This is a genomic window from Tannerella sp., assembly GCF_030528505.1.
GTDB lineage: Bacteria > Bacteroidota > Bacteroidia > Bacteroidales > Tannerellaceae > Tannerella.
The window spans coordinates 26,688-49,238 of sequence record NZ_JAUMYS010000013.1 but is presented as its reverse complement, the minus strand read 5'-3'; the positions used below and the strand labels follow the sequence as shown (position 1 = coordinate 49,238).

General features: G+C 46.7%; 14 protein-coding genes and 1 tRNA gene. 9 read left to right on the top strand and 6 right to left on the bottom strand.

Going from position 1 to position 22,551, the window contains the following annotated elements; all coding sequences use genetic code 11:
* Positions 1–282 precede the first annotated feature (282 nt).
* From Q4A89_RS03485 to Q4A89_RS03475, 3 genes are all read right to left on the bottom strand, one after another.
* The gene (locus Q4A89_RS03485; RefSeq protein ID WP_303183806.1) at positions 283–1,767 is read right to left on the bottom strand and encodes an acetyl-CoA hydrolase/transferase family protein; all 1,485 of its coding nucleotides are present in this window, start codon (positions 1,765–1,767) and stop codon (positions 283–285) included.
* 57 nt (positions 1,768–1,824) lie between these two features.
* The gene (locus Q4A89_RS03480; protein ID WP_303183805.1) at positions 1,825–2,487 is read right to left on the bottom strand and encodes an HAD family hydrolase; all 663 of its coding nucleotides are present in this window, start codon (positions 2,485–2,487) and stop codon (positions 1,825–1,827) included.
* A 223-nt stretch (positions 2,488–2,710) separates the two neighbouring features.
* Positions 2,711–2,784 (bottom strand) — tRNA-Pro (locus Q4A89_RS03475).
* Positions 2,785–3,103: 319 nt separating this feature from the next.
* On the opposite strand from Q4A89_RS03475, the gene Q4A89_RS03470 reads away from it, so the two are divergent.
* The 8 genes from Q4A89_RS03470 (at position 3,104) to Q4A89_RS03435 (ending at position 18,005) form a co-directional block, all read left to right on the top strand.
* Positions 3,104–3,622, top strand: coding sequence for an RNA polymerase sigma factor (locus Q4A89_RS03470; RefSeq protein WP_303183803.1), 519 nt, complete (start codon positions 3,104–3,106; stop codon positions 3,620–3,622).
* A gap of 158 nt (positions 3,623–3,780) precedes the next feature.
* Complete coding sequence (locus Q4A89_RS03465) at positions 3,781–4,989, top strand: FecR family protein (RefSeq protein WP_303183802.1); 1,209 nt, start codon at positions 3,781–3,783, stop codon at positions 4,987–4,989.
* Between the two features lie 97 nt (positions 4,990–5,086).
* Complete coding sequence (locus Q4A89_RS03460; protein WP_303183800.1) at positions 5,087–8,617, top strand: SusC/RagA family TonB-linked outer membrane protein; 3,531 nt, start codon at positions 5,087–5,089, stop codon at positions 8,615–8,617.
* Positions 8,618–8,631: 14 nt separating this feature from the next.
* Positions 8,632–10,029 (top strand): RagB/SusD family nutrient uptake outer membrane protein, encoded by a 1,398-nt coding sequence (locus tag Q4A89_RS03455; protein WP_303183798.1) that lies wholly within the window; start codon positions 8,632–8,634, stop codon positions 10,027–10,029.
* Positions 10,030–10,048: 19 nt separating this feature from the next.
* Positions 10,049–11,428 (top strand): TlpA disulfide reductase family protein, encoded by a 1,380-nt coding sequence (locus Q4A89_RS03450; protein ID WP_303183796.1) that lies wholly within the window; start codon positions 10,049–10,051, stop codon positions 11,426–11,428.
* Positions 11,429–11,619: 191 nt separating this feature from the next.
* Entirely contained in the window at positions 11,620–15,111 is a 3,492-nt protein-coding gene (locus tag Q4A89_RS03445) for a SusC/RagA family TonB-linked outer membrane protein (RefSeq protein WP_303183795.1), read from the top strand.
* 29 nt (positions 15,112–15,140) lie between these two features.
* Entirely contained in the window at positions 15,141–16,529 is a 1,389-nt protein-coding gene (locus tag Q4A89_RS03440) for a RagB/SusD family nutrient uptake outer membrane protein (RefSeq protein ID WP_303183793.1), read from the top strand.
* A gap of 9 nt (positions 16,530–16,538) precedes the next feature.
* Entirely contained in the window at positions 16,539–18,005 is a 1,467-nt protein-coding gene (locus Q4A89_RS03435) for a TlpA disulfide reductase family protein (RefSeq protein WP_303183791.1), read from the top strand.
* 31 nt (positions 18,006–18,036) lie between these two features.
* On the opposite strand, the gene Q4A89_RS03430 is transcribed toward Q4A89_RS03435, so the two are convergent.
* From Q4A89_RS03430 to Q4A89_RS03420, 3 genes are read right to left on the bottom strand one after another with little or no spacing between them, the layout of a single operon-like run.
* On the bottom strand, positions 18,037–20,166 hold the full coding sequence (locus tag Q4A89_RS03430; RefSeq protein ID WP_303183789.1) for a TonB-dependent siderophore receptor: 2,130 nt from the start codon (positions 20,164–20,166) through the stop codon (positions 18,037–18,039).
* Positions 20,157–21,092, bottom strand: a complete 936-nt coding sequence (locus Q4A89_RS03425) for a DUF4249 family protein (RefSeq protein WP_303183788.1) — start codon at positions 21,090–21,092, stop codon at positions 20,157–20,159. Before Q4A89_RS03425 ends, Q4A89_RS03430 begins: the two co-directional genes overlap by 10 nt.
* A gap of 35 nt (positions 21,093–21,127) precedes the next feature.
* Positions 21,128–21,760, bottom strand: a complete 633-nt coding sequence (locus Q4A89_RS03420) for a hypothetical protein (protein WP_303183787.1) — start codon at positions 21,758–21,760, stop codon at positions 21,128–21,130.
* 310 nt (positions 21,761–22,070) lie between these two features.
* On the opposite strand from Q4A89_RS03420, the gene Q4A89_RS03415 reads away from it, so the two are divergent.
* Positions 22,071–22,205 carry a hypothetical protein gene (locus Q4A89_RS03415; RefSeq protein WP_303183786.1) on the top strand — a complete coding sequence of 45 codons (135 nt, stop codon included), beginning with the start codon at positions 22,071–22,073 and terminating at the stop codon, positions 22,203–22,205.
* Positions 22,206–22,551: the final 346 nt, after the last annotated feature.

Genomic DNA, 22,551 nt, shown 5'->3' with positions numbered 1-22,551 from the left:
CCCGGCATGACAATTAACCATTAACAATTAAATAATGGTACACGCCGCATCATGTACCCGGTATGACAATGAACCATTGAAAATTAACATTAAATAATGGTACACGCCGAACAGTGTATCACGTAATGTGGGTTTAATACGAAATCGTTTTATCTGCGGAAAAGGTCAAAAACAATATTCCCCGCCATAAGCCTTTCGAATAGATTGGGCTATATGGCGGGGAGGTTTTTCGATTCCTCAAACAACCGTTTATACAACGGCAAGCAAGCCGTATCGATAGGTTTATGCCAACTTCACGTTACGCATGTCTCCACTTTTCGCAAACTCTTTATGGAAGGCCAAGCAGCAGTCGAGATTCTGCGGCGTATGCCCCTTCATTCCCATGTTGAGGTAATCATTCAACAATGGACGATAGTCGGGATGTACGCAGTGATCGATGATCTCGTGTGCACGCTGTATCGGCGACTTACCGCGCAGGTCGGCCACCCCATATTCGGAAACGATGATCTTCACGGAGTGCTCGCTATGGTCGAGATGCGATACCATCGGGACGAATGCGCTGATCTTTCCGTCTTTCGCCGTCGAAGGGGTCGTAAAGATCGAGAGGTATGCCGAGCGCGTGAAGTCGCCCGACCCGCCAATTCCGTTCATCATCTTCGTTCCTAATACGTGAGTCGAGTTAATGTTTCCGAAGATATCGGCTTCGAGTGCCGTATTGATCGTGATCAATCCCATACGACGCACAAGTTCGGGATTGTTGGAAATTTCTTCGGGACGGAGCAAAAGCTTATCTTTGAAGAAATCAAGACGCGAATAGATTTCTTTCATGGCTTCCCGGCTGACACTCAACGAACAACCACTTGCAAATATAACACGTCCTTCCTCCATCAGCTTGATGACGGCATCCTGAATCACTTCGGTATAAATATTAAACGCCGGGATTTCCTTATTCTCTCCCATACATCCGAGCACAGCATTCGCCACATTACCCACACCGCTCTGCAAAGGCAGGAACGACGCCGGGATCCGTCCGGCCTTGATTTCGTTGACCAAAAAGTTCGATACGTTGCGCCCGATGGCCAATGTCACGTCATCGAGCGGAGCAAAGGCGCTTCCGTCTGGTTCGTTATTCGTTTCAACAATCCCGATAATCTTCTTTGGGTCGACCTTCACATAAGGTTTGCCGATACGGTCGGACGGCTGATAAATCGGAATCTCGCGGCGCATGGGCGGGTCTGCCGGTTCATAGATGTCATGCATCCCGCGAATCTCTTTCGGGTGAAAGCGGTTCAGCTCAATCAGAATTTTATCAGCCAAACGACAGATGGTTGGAACAATTCCCACCCCTTCGGTCGGAATGATCTCACCATCGGCCGTCACATCGGCCGCTTCTACAACAGCCACATCGACTTTACCGAGGAATCCGTAACGCAATGACTGCGCCAGCTCGGAAAGGTGCATGTCGAAATAGTCCGTGCCACCGCTATTGAGCAGCGTGCGCATATCTTTATTCGACTGGTAAGGGGTGCGGAATTTCACTGCATTGGCGCGCGCCAGCGAGCCGTCGAGATGGTCACCGGTCGATGCACCGGTAAACATGCCGATCCGAAAGGGATTTCCTTTCTTATGCTCTTCTTCCGCTCTTTTGGCTATGGCTTCCGGAATGACTTTCGGACAACCTGCGGGCGTAAATCCGCTGAATCCGACATTATCGTCGTTGTTCACATACGAGGCAGCCTCTTCGGCCGTGATGAATTTAAATGACATGATATTCTTCTTTATTTATGGGTTAATGTTCTTATGGGGGCAAAGATAGAAATAATATCAAACTGCCACAATGATTTTGCGGATTTCTTCGGCAGTATCTACTATGTACCGTGCTCCATGAGTGTTAAGCTCGGTGCGGGGGCGGAATCCCCACGTGACTCCCACCGATACAACTCCGGCATTCGCAGCAGTCTGCATATCGACGCCCGAATCACCTACATAAATCGTCTCGGCTACCGACCGACCGGTGATTTTCAAAATATCGTGCACGATGGTCGGGTCGGGTTTGACCGGAATCCCTTGACGTTGACCGAAAACAGCAGCAAAACGAATTTCCTGAAAATAGGTACGTACAAGTTTTTCCGTCGCACGCTGATACTTGTTCGACGCTACCGAGAGTACAATTCCTTCGGCCTGTAACGCTGCGAACAAATCGGAAATTCCTTCGTATGGGCGCGTATAGTCAGCATTGTGCTCATCGTAGTAGGGGAGAAAGACTTCACGAACACGCAAAACGTTATCCTGCGTTCGCTCATCTTCGGGCAGGGCACGCTCAAACAGTTTGTTGATGCCGTTCCCGACAAAATATTTGTAGGCCTCAACGGGATGTGCCGGGAAGCCCATCTGCCGAAGAGCGTAATTCGTACTATGTGCAAGATCAGCAATCGTATCCAGCAATGTGCCGTCGAGATCGAATATAACCGATTGAATTTGTCTCATAAATATATTATCGTTCATTTTTTATCGGGCAAAGGTAGGCGATAATTTTTAACTGTCGTCTCTCCTGTTATTTTTGAACCGCTCGCCCCCCATAATAAACTTATAAACAACAAACAATACACAATTTATAATCTAAAAACGGGTAATAATCCGGGGATCATCACGAGAAGTCTTTTAATCATATAAAAAAAGCTGTCTCGTTTTGAAACAGCTCCTTAAAAAGTCGGGATGAGACGACTCGAACGTCCGACCTCCACGTCCCGAACGTGGCGCGCTAGCCAACTGTGCTACATCCCGTTTTTTTCGGCTGCAAAGGTACAAATATTTCGCAACCTGCAAAATTTTTTTCTTTTTTCCGATAATCGAAAATGGACGTTTAGCATCAATCTTGTCTTGCCCAGCTGAAATAAAAGCCTCTTCTTTACGATTACATCACGTATTTCGCAACATTATGCCACACCTTCTTTTTCATCTTGCAAAACGTTTTATCGAAGCGGAGGCTTTCATTTTCGGAAAAAGAGAAGGGTATCCACATGGACAACCGATATATTCATAAATCTTTTTTGTAAATTTGCCCGACAAATGAAAATGCAGTCAACATTCAAAGCATATCATTATGAGCTTTTCGGATAAGCAAGAAGCTGCTTTTTCTCAGCTGTACACTCAATATATAAGTAATCTGCATACTTATGGTACGAGCCTCGGATTCGCATCCGATGTCTGTATGGACGCTATTCAGGACGTTTTTTTCAAGCTCTATCTCAGAAAAGATGAACTACAGCATATCGAAAACATTGGGTTCTACCTGTTTCGCAGCCTGCGCAACCGGCTGATCGACTTGCAAAAACAACAACACACAACCAAAACCATTGATGATGAAACACTTGCATTTTTCATCGAAGTGTCTGTAGATGAATCATTTGAGCACGAAGAAGAACGATTGTTGCTGAAAGAAAAAGTCGAGCGGCTGTTACGCCTACTTACAAACCGTCAGCGCGAAGCCGTCTACTTACGTCATATGGAAGAGCTCGATTACGAGCAAATTGCCGGAATCATGGAAATGAATGCCGCATCTGTTCGCAAACTCGTTTATCGTGCTCTGGAAGTCATACGTAAACATACGACGAATCGATAAACCCCGAAAAACAAAAAGATCAACTGATAAACAATCCAATTAACCCACTAACAACACCTATTTAAGAACTATCAACACAACAAAATAATATTTTTTCACGGCTTTTTGTCTACAAATAGTTATTATTATCGTCTTATCTATAACATTTAGTTAGTCATATGAGCGAAAAGCGAAATTTTTCATCCATCGCCGACTTTTTAAACGACGATATGTTTATCGCCTGGCGACTTTTTCGTACTGATGAGACCGAACGATATTGGGAAGAATTCGTACGGGAACATCCGCAAGCCGAGCCTTTACTGCACGAGGCTTGCCGACGCTTTGAGGCGGTACGATTCAACGAAAAGAGTCGGCTTCATCCCGAGACCGGAGAAGCAATGTATCGAGAACTGTTCACGCGCCTTCCCACTCATAAGCCAGTTCGCCGGCGGCCGACTGCATGGTGGATGGCAGCCGCATCCCTCATATTCGCCGTCGTCTCTACGATAAGTATAATATGGTTTGCGCGTGAACGGCAACAACCGACAGCACCCAGCGATAAGATTGTCGGGCGAACTTTGCCTTCGGAACAAGTACGATTGATTGCGGGCGACCAGACAATCGAATTGCAATCTTCCTCTGAAATAACCCTTTCGGAGAAAGGCAGAGCCTCTGTTGTCGATGGCACAAGTGTCGATGCCAAAGCCCTTCAACTGGCAGACGATAAACCGAACCAGCTACTCGTTCCTTACGGAAAACGTTCGTTTATCACGCTCGCCGACGGTTCCCGCATATGGTTAAACTCCGGCACGGAATTGACGTTCCCGGCCAAATTCTCCGGTACAAGTCGCGAAGTACGTTTGAAAGGCGAAATTTATATTGAGGTGGCTCCTTCCGATCGTCCTTTTCTGGTACATACCCCGAAAGCTGTGGTACACGTGAAAGGTACACGATTTAACGTATCGGCCTATGCCGACGAGCCGACCGAATCCGTCGTTCTGGTATCGGGAAGCGTGCAGGTGGCAATGCAAAATCTGCCACCCCTTACACTCGCTCCGGATGAGATGGCAGCGATTTCGTCCGAAGGAATGATCAAAAAAAACGTAGATGCTTCGGAATATACGAGTTGGCACCATGGCATTATCCAATTCAATCGCACATCCTTGACCGACGTGCTAAGAAAAATCGGACGCTATTACAATGTTTCTTTTGAGAGTAGCTCCGACATTGCTTTAAACGGGAAAACCGTTTCCGGTAAACTGTTTCTATCGAACAATCTGGACAGTGTGATGACAAGCCTATCTGTACTATCATCTACCGATTATAAACGAGAAGAGAACCAAATCTGGATCCGTAAAAAACAATCGGCACATATCAAGCGACATTAAATTAAAAAGAAATTTTGTATTTTTGGCAAGTTATTGTAAAAAAGAAATTATCATTCATCGGAAATAATTCCGGCAAACTAACATCAAAAAAACATCTATGAAAAAAAGAAACGACACGAATTATTTTGCTCGCAAAAGGCGTGGCAGAATAATCAACATTACAAAGACGGGAGTTTTGCTGTTCTTGCTTTGCTCATTCAGCATGCTGGCTGAAAGCCGTTATTCGCAACAGAAAGAAATTACCGTCGACATGCGCAATGCTACGATTCGCGAGGTCTTTTCGGAAATTGAGAAATCGAGCGACTATGTGTTTCTAATAGGTGACGAGGCCGCTTCTACACTGAATCAGCGCGTAACGATTGATCGAAAGAAAGAACCTCTCAGCCGTGTGTTGGATGCGTTGTTCTCCGACACAGAACTTGGCTATCGCGTCGTGGAACGCCAAGTATCGGTATATCTCAAAACAGCTAAACCGTCAGCCGTCTCAGTGCAACAACAGGCTTCCAAAGTCATTACGGTCAAAGGGAAGGTAACAGACAGAAACGAAGATCCGCTACCGGGTGTCTCCATCCTGATCAAAGGAACGACACAAGGCATTGCTACCGACATGGACGGAAGCTTTGTTTTGTCGGACGTGCTTCCCAATGCGACATTGGAAGTTTCGTATGTAGGGATGAAGCCGCAAACGATTGCCATAAACGGGAGAACAGCCCTCAACATTGTCATGGAAGACGACGAGCTCGTTTTAAATGAGCTTGTTGTCACGGGATATCAAACCCTGTCGAAAGAACGTGTCACCGGTTCTTATGCCGTTGTTTCCGAAAAAAACACGCAAGGGAAGCTTGAAACGAACGTTCTTTCACGTATCGAGGGACTGGTAGCCGGAATTAACAAGACGACAAAAGACGATAAAATCGTTATCCGCGGTATTACAACGATTCACGGAGAGCAAAATCCGCTGTATATCGTAGACGGTATGCCGTATCAGGGGGATCTGAATGCCATCAATCCGGCCGATGTACAAAATATCACCGTGTTGAAAGATGCTTCAGCCAGTTCCATCTACGGAGCCAGAGCGGCTAACGGAGTGATTGTCATTACAACGAAGCGCGGAAAAGAAGGTAAAACAAGAATCAGCTACAACGGAAGCGTGAAACTGATGCCCAAACCCGATCTGGGTTATCTCAATCTGATGAACAGCTCTGAATTAGTCGATTTACAAGTTGAAGGATTTCATTTTTACCATAACAAATACAGCTCGTTAGATAAACGGTATGCCTTAAACCCGGTAAGAGAGTTACTTTATAAGCACGAAAACAAAGAGCTGACAGACGAAGAGCTGAATCAATCGCTCAACGTTTATCGGAATCTGGATAATCGCCGGCAGATAGAAGAGGAGTTCGCACGTACCGGTCTCGTGCATCAGCACAACCTGTCGTTATCAGGCGGTACACAGACTAACCGTTATATAGCGACGTTAAATTATCTCGAAGCATACGGAAACCAGAAGTTTCAAGACAATAAACGATTAGGTTTCAGCCTGAAAGATGACATCAACTTCTTTAAATGGCTCTCGGCCGATGTTGGGGTAAACGGTAGTTTTTATCGTAATTCGGGCGACAACGGAGTGCTAAATTACGCCGATTTGATCATGGGATATCCGAGCTATTACATGTTACGAGACGAGCAGGGGAACGAACTGTCATTGAGGCAGAACAAATCGGAGTACGAAATCGAGCGTCTGAAAGCACTCGGATTAAAAGACCAAACGTATTATCCGATCAGCAACCGTTCGGAAGAATCTTTCCAGCATGCCGAAAACTATTTCCGAATCCATGCGGGGCTGAAAGTCGACCTGATGGAAGGGCTGAACTTCGAGTTGAAATACCAGGCTGAAAATACGCATGCCAAGAAACATCAGTATTATTCCGACAGATCGTTTATGGTTAGAGACATGATCAACAATGCCGCACAATACGACCCCCAGAAGAAAAAACTGACCCTGAATGTTCCCGATGGCGGGCAACTCGATGAAACGCGTACAGAGTCATATTCCTATACCTTGCGTTCGCAGCTGAATTTCAGTCGTGTTTTCGGCAAACATGCGATTGCGGCGTTGGGCGGTGCGGAAAGACGCCTCGTACGTCATACCGGTTCCAGAAACTACTACATGGGTTATGATGATAACAGCCTGGCGATTAAGCCGATCAACCCGCTCGTTATGCAGCCTCTGACCGGTACCGAAGCGCTCAGCGGATCGTTCAACTGGGTTTATAACGAATATAATGAGCTAATCCATAAAGAAGATCGTTTTGTTTCATTCTACGGCAATGCCTCTTATACGTTCGACGACCGTTACGCGCTGACAGGCAGTATACGTATAGACCAATCCAATCTTTTCGGAACCGATCCCAAGTATCAGTACAGGCCGCTTTGGTCGCTGGGAGGCAGCTGGCGTATGGCAAACGAAGAGTTCATGAAAGAGGTGCCGTGGGTCAATCGCCTGACTCTTCGTCTTACATCGGGCGTAGGAGGAAATGTGCCCAAAGATGTAGGTCCGTATCTGAATATCGTCAACACCGGCTATAACATCTGGGTCGACGACTTCGGCTCGAAGATCTCGTATCCGCCGAATGCGGAATTGCGCTGGGAAAAAACCGTATCAACGAATATCGGACTTGATTTCGACTTGTTCAAATCACGACTGAGCGGCAGTATCGACCTCTATCACAAAAGCACCTCCGACCTGTTGGGTAATCGGAACTCAGACCCGACACTCGGCTGGGAAAACCTGATGGTCAATTATGGCTCGATGGTGAACAAAGGAATCGAACTGTCTCTGCAAAGTACAAATTATGAGAATAAGCATTTCGCATGGAATACACACATAATGTTCAGCTACAATCAAAATGAACTGACGAATTTGACCGGCACCCAAGAAAGTGTATTCTCCTACACTGCCACGAATGTACAGACGGTCGGACGGCCGATAGCCAGTCTGTTCAGTTATCGCTATGCCGGGCTGGACCCAAAAGATGGAAATGTATTGGTATATAATCGTGAAGGCAAAAAAGTCAAAAATGTCAGCTCCGTCGACGACTTGGTATACTCCGGCACCAGAATACCCAAGTATACGGCATCGTTAAAGAACACTTTCTCTTACCGAAACTTCGACCTTTCGTTCATGTTCGTCTTCTATGGCGGTCACGTGATGCGCGACGCCGTATCTTCTTATATGAACGGCGCCCCCGGCACGAACCTTAACCGCAAGGCGATCAATCACTGGAGAAAGCCGGGAGACGAAAACATTCCGAATATGGCCCCTGCTTTCAATACGAATATTTATTATACACAGGCACAGACGTGGTACGCAGCCGACGTACACGTCAAAAAAGCGGATTATATCAAGCTCAGGGACGTATCGCTCACCTATAACGTGCCCAAAAGTTTCTTGAACCGTTTTTCGTTGAGCAGTGCCGCATTAACCTGCCAGATCAGCAACCTCTGGTGGTGGGCGGCTAACGGAGATATTGATCCCGAAGCATATGCCATCGGCGGCTACGGCAGAGGAATGCTTACCTTGCCCAACCCCGCCACCTATACGTTTGGATTATCACTTAACTTTTAAATTTCTCTTTTCAAATGAAAACGATATATTATAATGTATTAGTTTACTGTCTGGGCATACTGACATGTACGTCTTGTAACGATTTTCTCGACATCAAGCCTAAAGGTGTCGTGATTCCCGAAAAATGCGAACATTACGAAACACTGCTCAACTTCGCTCAACTAATGAAATCGTCGGACTCTTATCCGAATTATATGACCGACGATGTTTTCCTTCCGGATAAAGATGCGGTGACCGGAGGATACCAGACCCTCGAACTTCCTCTGCAGCGTCTTTATTCATTCCAATCCGAAGTGTTCGGAGACGGCGAAAAAGATGGGTTATGGAGCTATTCGTATAATCGCATTTACACGTACAATGTCATTATCCAGGAAGTCATGGATTCCAAGGATGCTTCCGAAGAACACAAGAAACAAGTAAAAGCAGAAGCGTTGATGGGACGTGCCTTCGAATATCTCACTCTCGTCAATGCGTATGCCAATCATTACGATCCGGCAACGGCAGCAACAGATCCCGGTGTTCCTTTATTGCTGGATCAGGAGATCAACAAAAAGGACCTCCAGCGGGCAACCGTACAAGCGGTCTACGATCAGATCAAAGCAGACCTCGATGAAGCCGCGACCTATCTGCCTGAAAAACCGGTACGGAATGCGTTTCGAGCTTCTAAACCTGTAGGTTTTGGGTTATTGGCACGTATGTATTTGTATATGGGCGACTATCCCAAAGCGCTCGAAAACGCGCGGAAATCGCTCGAACATAATGCCGCATTGTTAGACATGAAGCCTTATATAGTCGTGAATCCGAAGAGATATATTGGTCGTATCAATGTACCTCAGCGAGATCAGAATCCGGAAAATATTTATATCCGGTTGGCTCCCTATGTGTTTGGACTGTCGACCAAAGTCTACGGCTCCGAAGAATTGATCGGTTTGTATGACAAGGAAAAAGACAAGCGATTCTTGCTTTATTTTACGAAACAGATCGGCAGCATCACTACGGAATACGACCTTTGGGCGCCGTTTATCTATGCCAACATGGCCGTGTCAACTCCGGAAATCTACCTGATTGCCGCCGAATGTGAAGCTCGTCTGGGAAACAAGGAGCAAGCGATTTCTTACATCAACAAGCTGAGAGATCATCGCATCATCGATCACACGCCTCTGACGGCAGAAAATGATGAAGATGCGCTACGTAAAGTACTCGACGAAAGAAGAAGAGAAATGGTATTTCAAGGATGTAACCGCCTGATAGACTTGAAGCGTCTGAACCGTGAACCACGGTTTGCAAAGACCATTGTACATGAGGCAAACGGGGTAAAATATACGCTGGCTCCGGGTGATCCGAAATACATCCTTCCTATTCCTCCGAGCGTATTGCGTTTCAATCCGAATATGACACCGAACAAACGATAATCAAACCATTTATAAATTTATGAAACAGATAAAATTTTTAGGACTTGCAGCACTCTGTGGCTGCATGGTGGCCTGCCAAACCAACAAGAAGCAGGATGAAACAGTGGCTACCGTACATCTCAAAGGACAGCTTGTAAACGTCGGTAAAGACTTTGTACGAATGAGTTATAACGGAGCAGCGTCTCTTCTGGGCGACAGTCGGGATATCATGCTTCAAATCGACTCGGAGGGCAATGTAGACACAACAATCGTACTGACCGAACCATCTTATTTTAGCATCGGACGGAATACCCTTTACCTTACACCGGGGGATGATCTGACGTTCAGAATCTCCGACAAAAGCACGGAGGCGGAGTTCCAAGGAAAAGGAGCGGAAGCTAACACGTATATGAAAGATCGTTTGTTTCCCAAAAGCGGTTCGTTCTTACAAGCCGGCGAGAACGTGAAGGAAGATCTTACATCTACGATGAAGGTTGTCGACAGCCTGGCGCAAATGCGAATGTTAAAATTGGAAGCATTAACTAACGTATCCGATGAATTCAAAAAGCTGGAGACCGCACGTATCAAAGCCGATGTAGTGAACAGTTGGATTTATTATGCGAATTACTCGGGGCTCTTTGCCGAAGTAAAAAACAGGGATGAGATGATGGTTAAATGGGATGAATTTACAACCTCCATTGCTCCGCAAATTTCCCCAAAGATACAGGAGTTGCTATCGGAAGAGTTGCTCGATGTAGCTGTTGTTCGCGACGTACTTTCCAATCAGTTGGATTCGACGCTCAATGAGAAATGGTTCAAGGGAGCAACCCTGCCCGTTCGTACACAGGAGCTCTTCGCAAGCTCCAAGCTTATCAATGAACTCCGTATGGGAGACGTATCGGAAGAAGCTCTCGAAAAAGCCCGTACGTTCTTGCAGACGGTACAGAACAAGGACTTCGCAACAGAAGTAGAAGCCAAAATTACGCAAAACATGCGGTTATTGCCCGGACAGCCGGCTATCGACTTGGAACTCACGGATGTTGCCGGTAATGCGAAAAAACTGTCCGACTTTAAAGGCAAGCTGATTTACGTCGACCTGTGGGCGACATGGTGCGGTCCTTGCCTGCAGGAAGCTCCTTTCTTCGAGAAAGTAAGTCAGAAATATGCGGGTAAAGACATCGTATTCGTTCCCATTTCGACCGACAGAACACGTGAACCGTGGCTGGCATTCCTGAAAGAACACAAAAAGGAGCTCGAACAGTTCCATTCTACCGATGTGGCAATGAAGGATGGCTGGCTGCTGTATGGCATCCCGCGTTTTATCCTTATCAATAAGGATTTCAACATTATCAATGCTTTTGCTCCCCGTCCTTCGGAAGAGGAGACCACTGCATTAATCGACAGTTTGCTGGCAAAATAAAGAACTGGTGAATACTGTCCCTTCCGCTTCGCTACAGATGGCCTTTGTAATCTGTGCGAAGCGGAAAAAGATGGCCTTGTGTGCGGAACATTCGACTTCTATTCTCCGAATATCAACACATTAGGACCACATCGATTTTATTTATTCAAAGGAGTTCGCACTCCGGTAAATCAATTTTTAAGAACAAACATATGAAAGAAAATTACACGCCAAATCGTGTTGTACATAACACACACAACCGAACATTACGAGTCTTTATACTGACTTTTTTAGTATGCCTGTTTGGTTTATCGGCTTTGCCGGCAGATGCGAAACACTCGCAACAAAAAGAGATATCCATCCATGTGCAGGACGTAACGATTCAGCAGGCATTCTCGGAAATCGAGAAGTCGAGCGACTATGTCTTTCTTGTAGCGGATAACGCATCGTCCGAACTGAATCGACGAATAAGTCTTAAACGCAGCAAGGAAAATATCCATCAAGTCTTGGACGCTTTGTTTCATGGCACCGACCTGGGATATCATGTCGTAGAGCGGCAAGTATCCATCTATCGCAAGGAAGCGCAAGCGGTTGTCGTGAAACAGCAAACACCGAAAGGAATCACCGTAAAAGGACGCGTGACCGACAAACAGAACGAGCCTCTGCCCGGAGTGTCGATTCTGGTCAAAGGCACAACACAAGGCATTGCCACCGATATGGACGGAAACTTTACCTTGTCCGACTTAGCTCCGAACGCTGTGCTTGAAGTGTCGTACGTCGGGATGAGAGCGCAATCTATTGCAGTTAATGGTCGTAAGGAACTTGCCATTGTGATGGAAGATGATGAAGCTATGCTGGGTGAAATTGTCGTAACCGGGTATCAAACCTTATCCAAAGAAAGAGCGACCGGCTCTTTTACGCAGGTGAAACAAGATAAACTCGATTTGTTACAGCTCGGTGCCACATCTGTCAGACAAGGATTAGCCGGAGCCATTCCGGGTGTATTTGTCGGCAAGTCTACGATAAACATACGAGGAGTCAGCTCGATTTATGCCAATAAAACGCCTCTGTTCGTAGTCGATGGAGTACCTGTCAACGATATTGAAACGATCAATCCGAAAGACATCGAAACCATTACCGTACTCAAAGATGCTTCGGCCGCTTCGATTTGGGGTATACGCGCATCGAACGGGGTTGTCGTGATTACAACCAAATTAGGAAAGCAGAATGACGGAAAAACATATTTCGATATTAGCTCCAACATTATGATCGACGAGAAACCGGATTTCGGTTACCTGCAACGCCCTACCACCACCGAATATATCGACTTTGAAACGGAATACATTGCTCGAGGAAAAGGATGGTTCAACCCTGCCACGGCCGAACGTAACGGTTACTCAAGGGTAGAAGAGCTTTACTACAAAAAGCATAAAGGACTAATAGACGATACGCAGTTGAACGAAGGACTGGAACGGCTCAGACAAAACGATTATCTTTCGGAGCAGGACCTGTTCTTCCGAAGCCGTGTGCAGAAACAGGTTAATCTATCCATCGCTGGCGGAGCGAATAAATACAAATATTATACTTCGGTCGGATATACCGGAAATCAAGGGATGTCAAGAGGAAACAGCAACCATGCGATTATCATCCATATGAAGAGCCGGCTCACCTTGCTGAAAGGACTGGAATTGGAGATGGGTGTCAACACCGCATTCCGGAAAAACACGAACAATGGCGTTGATGTGTATGCTTTCCACGGCAAGCCTTATGAGTTGAACGTAGATGAGAACGGGAACTATATTTCCCGCTATACGAATGTGGCGGAACACCTCAAACAAGGGTATTACGACAAAGGATTTCTGGATTGGACGTATAATCTGAAGCAGGAAATCGATAACAACGACAACACGTCGAACAACACGTCCGTCAGATTGAATACCGGACTTGAATACACCCTTTTCAAAGGGCTGAAGATTAGCACGAAGTTCTTGTATGAAGCCGGTACCGATCGTGCGCGCAATTATCGCAACTTGCATAATTATTATCTGAAAAACCTGATCAACAGCTGGACGGTATATGATGCGACGAAGAAAGAATACATGCATAAGTTTCCGAAAGGGCCGCTGCTCGATTTGTCGAAAAGCTGGTCGAGTTCGTGGACACAACGCAACTTGCTGACGTTCGACAGCGTCATCAACGAACAACACAGCATCAATGCGATTGCCGGTACCGAAGTACGCGAAGATTTTACGCTGCAGAACAAAGAGCGCTATTATAACTATAACGATCGGGCATTGTCGGTAAATAACTTCGACGCCTATTCGCTCTCGCAGTATACGGCCAATTACCGGGGCGATTACGACTCTTACCGTTGGGATCCGGAGTTTTCGGAAGTGAAGAACCGTTTCTTCTCCGTCTTTCTGAACGGATCGTATTCCTATCAGGGAAAATATACCGTATCCGGCAGTGTGCGTATCGATCAGTCCGATTTGTTCGGAACCGATCCGAAGTACCGTTACGACCCCACATGGAGTTCGGGACTTAGCTGGCGCTTGTCGGAAGAAGCCTATATGAAGAATATCTCGTGGGTGAATCATCTTTTATTGCGTTTGACGTACGGAATTAACGGAAACATCAGCAAGTCGAGCCCCTATTCGCTGGCTAGGTACGGTAAAAATTTCAATACACAGGAAGATATGCTGACCATCAGCACACCCGAAAACCAACAGCTGCGGAAAGAGAAAACGGCTGTGACGAACTTCGGAGTCGATTTTGCTTTACTGAACAACCGCCTCTCGGGGTCGATCGATCTGTATCATAAATACAGCTCCGATTTGTTAGGCAACTATAAATTAGACCCGACCACCGGATTTAATTCAGCGCGGGTCAATACGGCCGAAGTATCCAACCGAGGTCTCGACATGCGTATCAATGGCGTGATTTTACGCGGCACTTTCGGGTGGGATATGACGTTCAACTTCGGCTACAACGTGAACCGTGTGGAGAAAGTAGAAAGTCCGCAGGAAATAGCCGAATATTATGTATCCGGCGGCAGTCCGATCGAGGGCAAACCGCTGAGCTATCTCTACAGCTACAAATGGGCCGGTCTTTCGGAGAAAGGTGAGCCGCAGGTCTACGATGCCAACGGAGAAGTGGTCGGATGGAAGAAGAAAATGAGCGATGTAAAAGCACTGAAATATGTCGGCAGTCTCACTCCGCCGGTATATGGAGGAATTATCACTACATTTACCTACCGTAATTTTGCATTGACCCCCGTCTTTTCTTATCAGTTAGGACATGTGATGCGTCTGCCCAGACCGGAGATGGTTTCGTACGGATTGAACACCGATCTGTCCAAACGCTGGAAAAATCCGGGTGACGAGAAAACAACGAATATCCCGAGAGTGTATTTGTCAAGCACCATCGATCCGAAATGGCAGAATTACTACCTTTACAACGACTCGTGGGATGAGGATGCTTCGTTCGTCAAACTCAATACGCTGACCTTATCGTATGACTTCGCCGGGCTGATAGGACGTAAACTCTTCTCGCGCGCACAACTCGTCATGCAAGCAAGCAATGTGTGGACATGGACGGCCAATAACAAAGGTATCGACCCTGAATATTATGATCTGGCAGACGGACGTTTTTCTTATCTGCCACCCGTTAGCAGCTATACGATTGGGGTCAATCTGAATTTCTAATGATATGAATTATTAAAACAACAGACAAGATGAAAAAAATAATATGCTATGCGATAATCGCATTCATCGCCTTATCTGCCTGCGATGATTTTTTAGATATAAAACCCAAAGGCGTCGTGGTACCCTCTACGCTCAGCGATTTTGAGTATTTGCTTTCCGAGCCGTATGTTTTCTCCAGAACTTCGAACATGTCGGCCTATATGACGGATGAAATTACGCTGCCCGACGATAACCGGGGAGATGTGCGGTTAGTCGGGATATCGGCCATCCGAGCCTATGACTTCGAACCACTCTTTTTCGAACTGGATGAAACCGATTCGGACTGGGAGAATGCGTATAAAACGATTTATACCTGCAATACGATCCTGACAGGGATCGACAAAGCCGAGAGCAGTCCCGGCATCGACCGGAATCGTATCCGGGGCGAGGCGCTTGTACATCGTGCCTTTACGTACTTGCAGTTGGTAAACGCATACGCCAAACATTATGACCCGGCCACGGCCGATACGGATATGGGAGTGCCGATGCCGCTCAAACCCGATATCAACGCCCTCCTGCCCCGCTCGTCGGTTAAAGAAGTATATGCGTTAATCGAGAATGATTTGCTCGAAGCTGCCGAACTGCTGCCCGATAAAGCAAAACATAATTATAAACCGACCAAGGGAGCAGCCTACGGCATACTGGCACGCGTATACCTGTATAAGGCAGACTATCCGAAAGCACGTACCTATGCGCAGAAGGCTCTCGATGCAAACAACTACCTGTACGACTACAACCGTGACACGGCATGGGTAGATCCCCAAGCCAAATACAGGGGGCTTAAAAATTTCCCCAACGTTACGGACGATATCAAGGACATTATCCTTTACAAGTACCAGAGTAAGGTCGGAGCATACGCCTTTACCTTCTTCATGTCGCCCGAACTCGAAGCAATGTATGCTCCCGGCGACTTGCGTTTTACACTCGGAACGACTCAACAGGACTGGTACGGAGCCGCACTGAAAGGCATCGGTATTTTATCGTCCAACATCTTTGTAGGAAACTATAAATATGGAGGCGTACAGACGAACGAAATGTACCTGATCCGTGCCGAAGCCAATGCACGCGAAGGGAAGATCGCAGAGGCACTGAACGACTTAAATTCCATCCGGGTGAAGCGATTTACACCGGAAACGTATGCCGATCTGAATGCTTCGAACAAAGAAGAGGCCTTGCAGCTTGTCTTGCGCGAACGGCGACTCGAACTGGCTTTTTCCGGGCTTCGTCTGGCCGACATCAAACGTTTGAATCGCGAGGGACATAACATCATCGTTACGCATGGTAAAGTGACGCTGACTCCCGACGACAATCGCCTCGTCATGCCTATTGCGAACAAAGTGCTTGCAAGAAATCCGAATATCAAACAGAATCCGCGTTAACAGAGAAATATGTTTTTAATAAAGATAATACGGAAACCGTGGATCATCCTGGCTCTTGCCGCCCTCTGGGGGGCGGCGGGCCATGCACAAAATACGGCCGGTATAAAAGGCCTCATTACGTTGAAGGAAAAGCATCCCGTTACGATTCAGCTGGTAGAGATGCAGTCACAGGGTACAACGGATGCGCCTCTGGCTCCAACCATCGAGGTGAGCGAAACCATGACATTCGCTAACGAGTTCGAACTGAAGCAATCGGGCTTCTTCTACCTGATTACGCAGGTGGGCGAGCAAGGAAATAAATACATCAGCCGGCATATCTGCTACATGCGACCGGGTCATACGTTCGAAATTCGTTACAGCGAAACGGACGAGCATACGTTCGCCCCTGAGACCGAACACATGACAGACAGGGAAAACAAACTGCTTATCGAAAACGACCTGCACTTTTATCGGCTCAGCCGCACGGCATGGGAAAATCCGCCAAAAGATGTCGAATCATGCCAAACCATTTTAAAACAATGGGAAAGCTATTCTCTCGAAAACTTAAAGAAGTATGAAGGCCATGATCCCGAAGTCATCGAATTTGCGAAAGTTCAGGCCTATGAACGTTATCTTTCTTTGCTCTATCAGCTCCCACTGATAAATGAACAAGCAAATAAGGTAAAAATGAATGTTCCGGAAACGTATTATGCTCTACCTTTCGATGTATCTGACTTCTTTGATCACGAAAAGGCGATGCTCTTCCCATCATCCGTCTCGCATTTACGAAAGTTTCTGAATACGGCCAACGGATTCCTTCCCAACGCACGGCTAATACTTCCACAGATAGAGCAGAATATCGAACGACTGAAAAAAAGCGTATCCAACCGTACGATGGTCGATAAAACCATCGAATCCATGATGGAAGCCTATATTCTCAGCTATAAGATGAGTGAAACGTATGAGCAAGACAAAGCTTTTTTCAGGAAATTAGCCGCAAATCTCTCGTCGGAGGAGCAACGTGATCGGCTATGCACACGATTCGGCTACCTGAAATACACTGCCTTGGGGGCGTCTTTTCCCGATGCAGCATTAAAGAATGTGCAGGGAGAGACCGTTACACTCGAACAGTTTAAAGGACACTACGTATATATCGATTTGTGGGCTTCGTGGTGTATCCCCTGCCGAAAAGAAATATCGTTCCTCCAAAAATTGGAGAAAGCATACGAAGGCAAAAACATTGCGTTTGTCAGCATCTCGCTCGATAAGAAAAGCAGCACTTGGAAGAGTACGCTCGAAGCGTTGCAGATGCACGGTCATCAGCTTTTCGGCGGCGAATCGGCGTTTGCCGAGCAGCTCAACGTAACTTCCATCCCTCATTTCCTGCTCTACAACCCCGACGGAAAATTACGAATGTACAGAGCCCCCGCACCCAGCTCGGAGCAAATCAGACCGCTGCTCGACAAACTGTTAAGCCAACAATCCATTGACAAGTAAAAAACGCAAAACGTAAGAAGCGCCCGGAAGTTCAAAAACTTCTTTTGACCGATATGGACGGGAGGATAGGAATCAGTACGAAAGCCTTATACCTCCCGTCTTTTTTATAGACGGCATACGGATTGGCGCGGTTCGTTACGTTCAGTAGCGAAAACTGCCACGTCAGCCCACCGTGTTTCAATTTTCTTTCGACCGTATAATTGATGTCTGCCCTGAAATAATTTTTCAGCCGGATATTCGGGTAGTGAGGGACATGATGAACTTCCAAAAGATCCCCACTCGTTTCGATGTATCCGTTCGGAAGCGTAGGTAAGCCCATGCCCGGATAAGATACTTCGGGAACGTAATACGGATATCCGCTTTTAAACTGCATTTGCAGAGAGAGCGTATGGGTGTTGGTCGGTTTTTGGCGTACCACGTATCCGGCGAATGCCGATAAGTCGTGAGGCGCGTCATATTTAAACGGATACGAACGGCCTCCGAATGTGCGTCTCGACCGTGACAACGTATACGACACCCACCCGGTAAAGGCCCCTCGGCCATATTCCGCCATACACTCTATCCCCATTGAAGAGCCTTTTCCTTGTGTATAATCCGAATGAGAGTCCAGATAATATTCCAGATTTCTGATCAGCAGCAGATGCCGCATTCGCTTGTAGTAAGCCTCGACCGACAGGGTCAGATACTCGTTCGTATAATGTTTCCAGCCGGCGGATATCTGGTCGGATTGCGGCAAGATGTTTTCGCGGAATGGCACCCAGTAATCCGTTTTGGCATTATAATCGATCTCATTAATCGTATGTACGGGCTGATACATCCGGTCGTAAGCCAGCATCAGTTTGTGCTTCTCGCCGATAAAGGTGTTTACTTTCAACCTCGGCTCCCAAGCGAACCGGCTGATCGTCCCGCTACGATACAACGAAGCACGAAGCCCCATACTGAACAGCCATTTCCGGTATTTGAACTCATCGTACACGTAGGCCGATGTCTTGAAAAGTGTCAGATGATCGTTATGATATACAGACTTGTGTTTGTTGAGCGATTTATATACGTAATCCGGCATATATCGTTGATAAGCCCCTTCCCATCCGTAATAAAGCGTGTGACGATCAGCGATCTCATGCTTTAACAAGAATCTTGCTCCCAACTCGTTCATACGCGAAGCATGTTCGTTTTTCATCGCCTGTTTCGACTCAGTAGACTCTTGTTTGTTCTTATAATAGTTGAAGTTGCTCAGTCCGGTGTAATAAGCGTGGCCTGATAAGGACAGACCTTGTTTGATCCGTGCCTGATGACGAAGCGACGTAGTGAGCGTTTTCCAGCCGTAGCCGAATTTCTCCCAATATTTCTCTTCCGAATACTTTTTATGCTCCCTATTGATCCCTCCCATATCATCGTAACCGTAATAAAAGAGCCACGACAATCGATGGTTGTCGTTGAGTTTCCAGGTAAGCTTACCATTCAGGTCGGCAAAAGAAACCGTCGGATAGCCTGCCTGACGCTCATTGATTACCGACATCAAACCGTTAAACAGCAAATCGAGAAAAGAACGCCGGCCCGCAATCAGATAACTCAATCGATCTTTGACGATAGGGCCTTCGGAGGCTACCGTACCGGCAAGAAGTCCCAACGATACCGAATGCCGGTACTTTCCGAAGTCTCCTTCTTTCGCATCGACCGAAACGACCCCCGACAACTTATCACCATAATGTGCCGGAATACCTCCCTTATAGATGTCCGCCGTACGGATGGCATCCGCATTGAAGATGGAAAAGAGGCCGAACGTATGATTCTGATTATAGATCGGCACATCGTCTGTCAGGTAGAGCGTCTGATCGTTCGTCCCTCCGCGAATATTCAGTTGGGAAGAGCCCTCCATACCCGCCGAGACACCGGGTAGGAATTGCAGCGTCTTGATCACGTCGCGCTCACCGAGAAACAGCGGAGATACTTTCAAGAGATTCGTATTGATTCGCATATTGCCTAATCCGCGACTGTCGATGTTCCTGCTTCGAGCTTCCACGACCACCTCATCGAGCAATATTTGCCTTCTGATTTCTGATGCAGCCGTACTGTCGGCCGGAACGGAGGGCTCCTGTGCCGAGACAGCCCCTGCCACTAAACCGGACAGAAAAAACAAACCGACTCTTTTCATGGCCATATCCTTTCTCTTTCAGGTAACTGAAATACGTAATTTTCTTCGTTTATGCCCGCGAATATACCGAGTCCCTGTTGCACATTGCCGGATACGGGCTGAGGCTTGTAAAAAACCGATGAAATATCATCCTCCGTAATGATCATCGTTTTTTGTTCATACAGCGTTTTATTATATCGGTCGTATTCGGGAGTCGCCGTGATCAACTTGACCCGTATTTTGTCCGGTTCAGGCCTTCGGACGGTATCCCTTCCGCTCGACGCATAGACCGGAGCAAAAACAAGCTCGGTCAGAGACGCCAGATTCTTATGCTTGATTCGCAAAAAACCGATGTGATACATCGCGCCGACTTGTTCGTTGATCATCCTCGTACCGACCTGCCTGTTCACCATGTCGATCAATCCGTTATTCGCATATAGATCGGGATATTGATCGACGACCGTATCCTGCCGTTGCCGGTAGGCGGTGATCCAAAGATTTTCGTTTTCGCACCGGGCGATATCGAAAGAGGTCAAGCGAATAAGATTCCGGTAGCCGTCGGGTGAATAGGCAGCCGTACAGCGGATTGAAGACGGCACACGGGTGCGCGCCCGAGCTTCCGGCAGACCGGAATAAGTCACTTCGATCGAATAGGTCGCCCCTGCCTGCGGATGCTTGGGCAACAGCAACACGGAGTCCGTACAGACACCATCGAACAGCACCGCGTCGTTTTCTTTTAAAACGATATGCGCTCCCGTCAAGGCGTGTATGGCATACCCCTTCTCCGAATGGGTTAATTTGTGCAGTCTCACCCGGATCGAGTCCGACGGATTCAGATAGCTGTTCACAATGATACGCTCCGCCTCCGTCACCGACGACGGCGGTATATCGTAGTTGACGGAACAAGCGCTCACAAACAGGCCAAGCAGACCAAGAAAAAGATACTCTCTCATTATATGTATTTGATGCGATGAATCGGTGGGATAATTTAGAACGGAATCCATACGGACACCTGCCAGTCACGGAATCTTCCGGAAGCAAAGTCTTTCGTCTCGACCACATTCATCAAACCATGTTTATAACTGATCCCCAACTCCATGAATTTGAAGTTATACGCAATCTTCCCGACGAACGGCACATCGAGCGGACGCTTCATATCATTCTTTTCGTAACTTACGAAATAATAGGTCGGTTCCACGCCCAACCCCACACTCAATCCTTTGTAAACAGGATAATTGACCGTACCTCCCAATGAAGCGAAGAAAGCATAGGCAGATGATGACAGGATATAGATTCCACCGACCTGCGGGTTGTCGGACGGTTGCGGCTTTAGAATCGGGCGATACAGGTAATCCCATGATTTTACTCCGACGGAAGCATCCAGATCGACAAATGCCTTACACGAAGTAAACGGATGCAAACGAAAACGATAACCTACGAATCCGTTCAGTTTGTAATCGACGTCTCTAAGGGTCATATTCTCATATCTTGCCTTGATACCGCCGTAACTGAAACTTCCCGAGCCGCCTCCCACCAACAAGCCGGTCTGCATCTGCGCCCCAACAGGCACGGATAAAAAGAAGAAAAAGAGGGAGGCAAGCGTTGTTTTTACTTTTATCATAACCAGAATTTAAATAGATGCTATTGATATATGAAACGCTTGAGCTTCTTGTGTTCCTAATTTGGAAAACAGACACACAGCCCGCATACAAATATAAAATCATCACATATCCCAACACTTCTCTATGTGTTTTTCTCACATTTAGGAGATTGATTAGAAAAACTTTTTTTATTTCCCGCATCCAATAGAAAATTGTTATTTTCAGCAAGGCGAGAAAATTACACCTTGTTAACAATTTCACACGATATTAAAGAAGAAGAAGAAAATCAATCACTACAAAGGAGGAACTTAATCGATTCCTGGAAGCGCTATGAGCCTGTATAAGATTGAATTTACTCAAATTGCAGTAAAAACCGTATCGAAATACAAGAAATCTAATCCTGTGCAATACAAGAAACTCATCAAGCTGTTTGATGAGCTGATGGAGCATCCGAAGATGAATTAAACCCGGATTCCGCCCCCTTCGGGCCAATGCCCGTTGTTTTTTGCAGCATATCGAACCACGCTGAAAAGGCCGCCGCATCATGTTTGAACGAATTAAGAACCGTGAAAAGCCTCCCGCATGTTGTTTTAACGTTCCAAGCGTTGTGAAAAAGCTCCCGCACTTTGTTTTAACATTCCAAGTGTTGTGAAAAGCCTCCCGCATTTTGTTTTAACGTTCCGAGAGCTGTGAAAGGCGTTCCCGTTTTTTGTTCTTTTAACGGTTTGAGTGTTCTGAAAAGCTCCCGCATGTTGTTTTAACGTTCGGGCGATTGCCCGAAGCGTTCCCGTTTTTTGTTCTTTTAACGGTT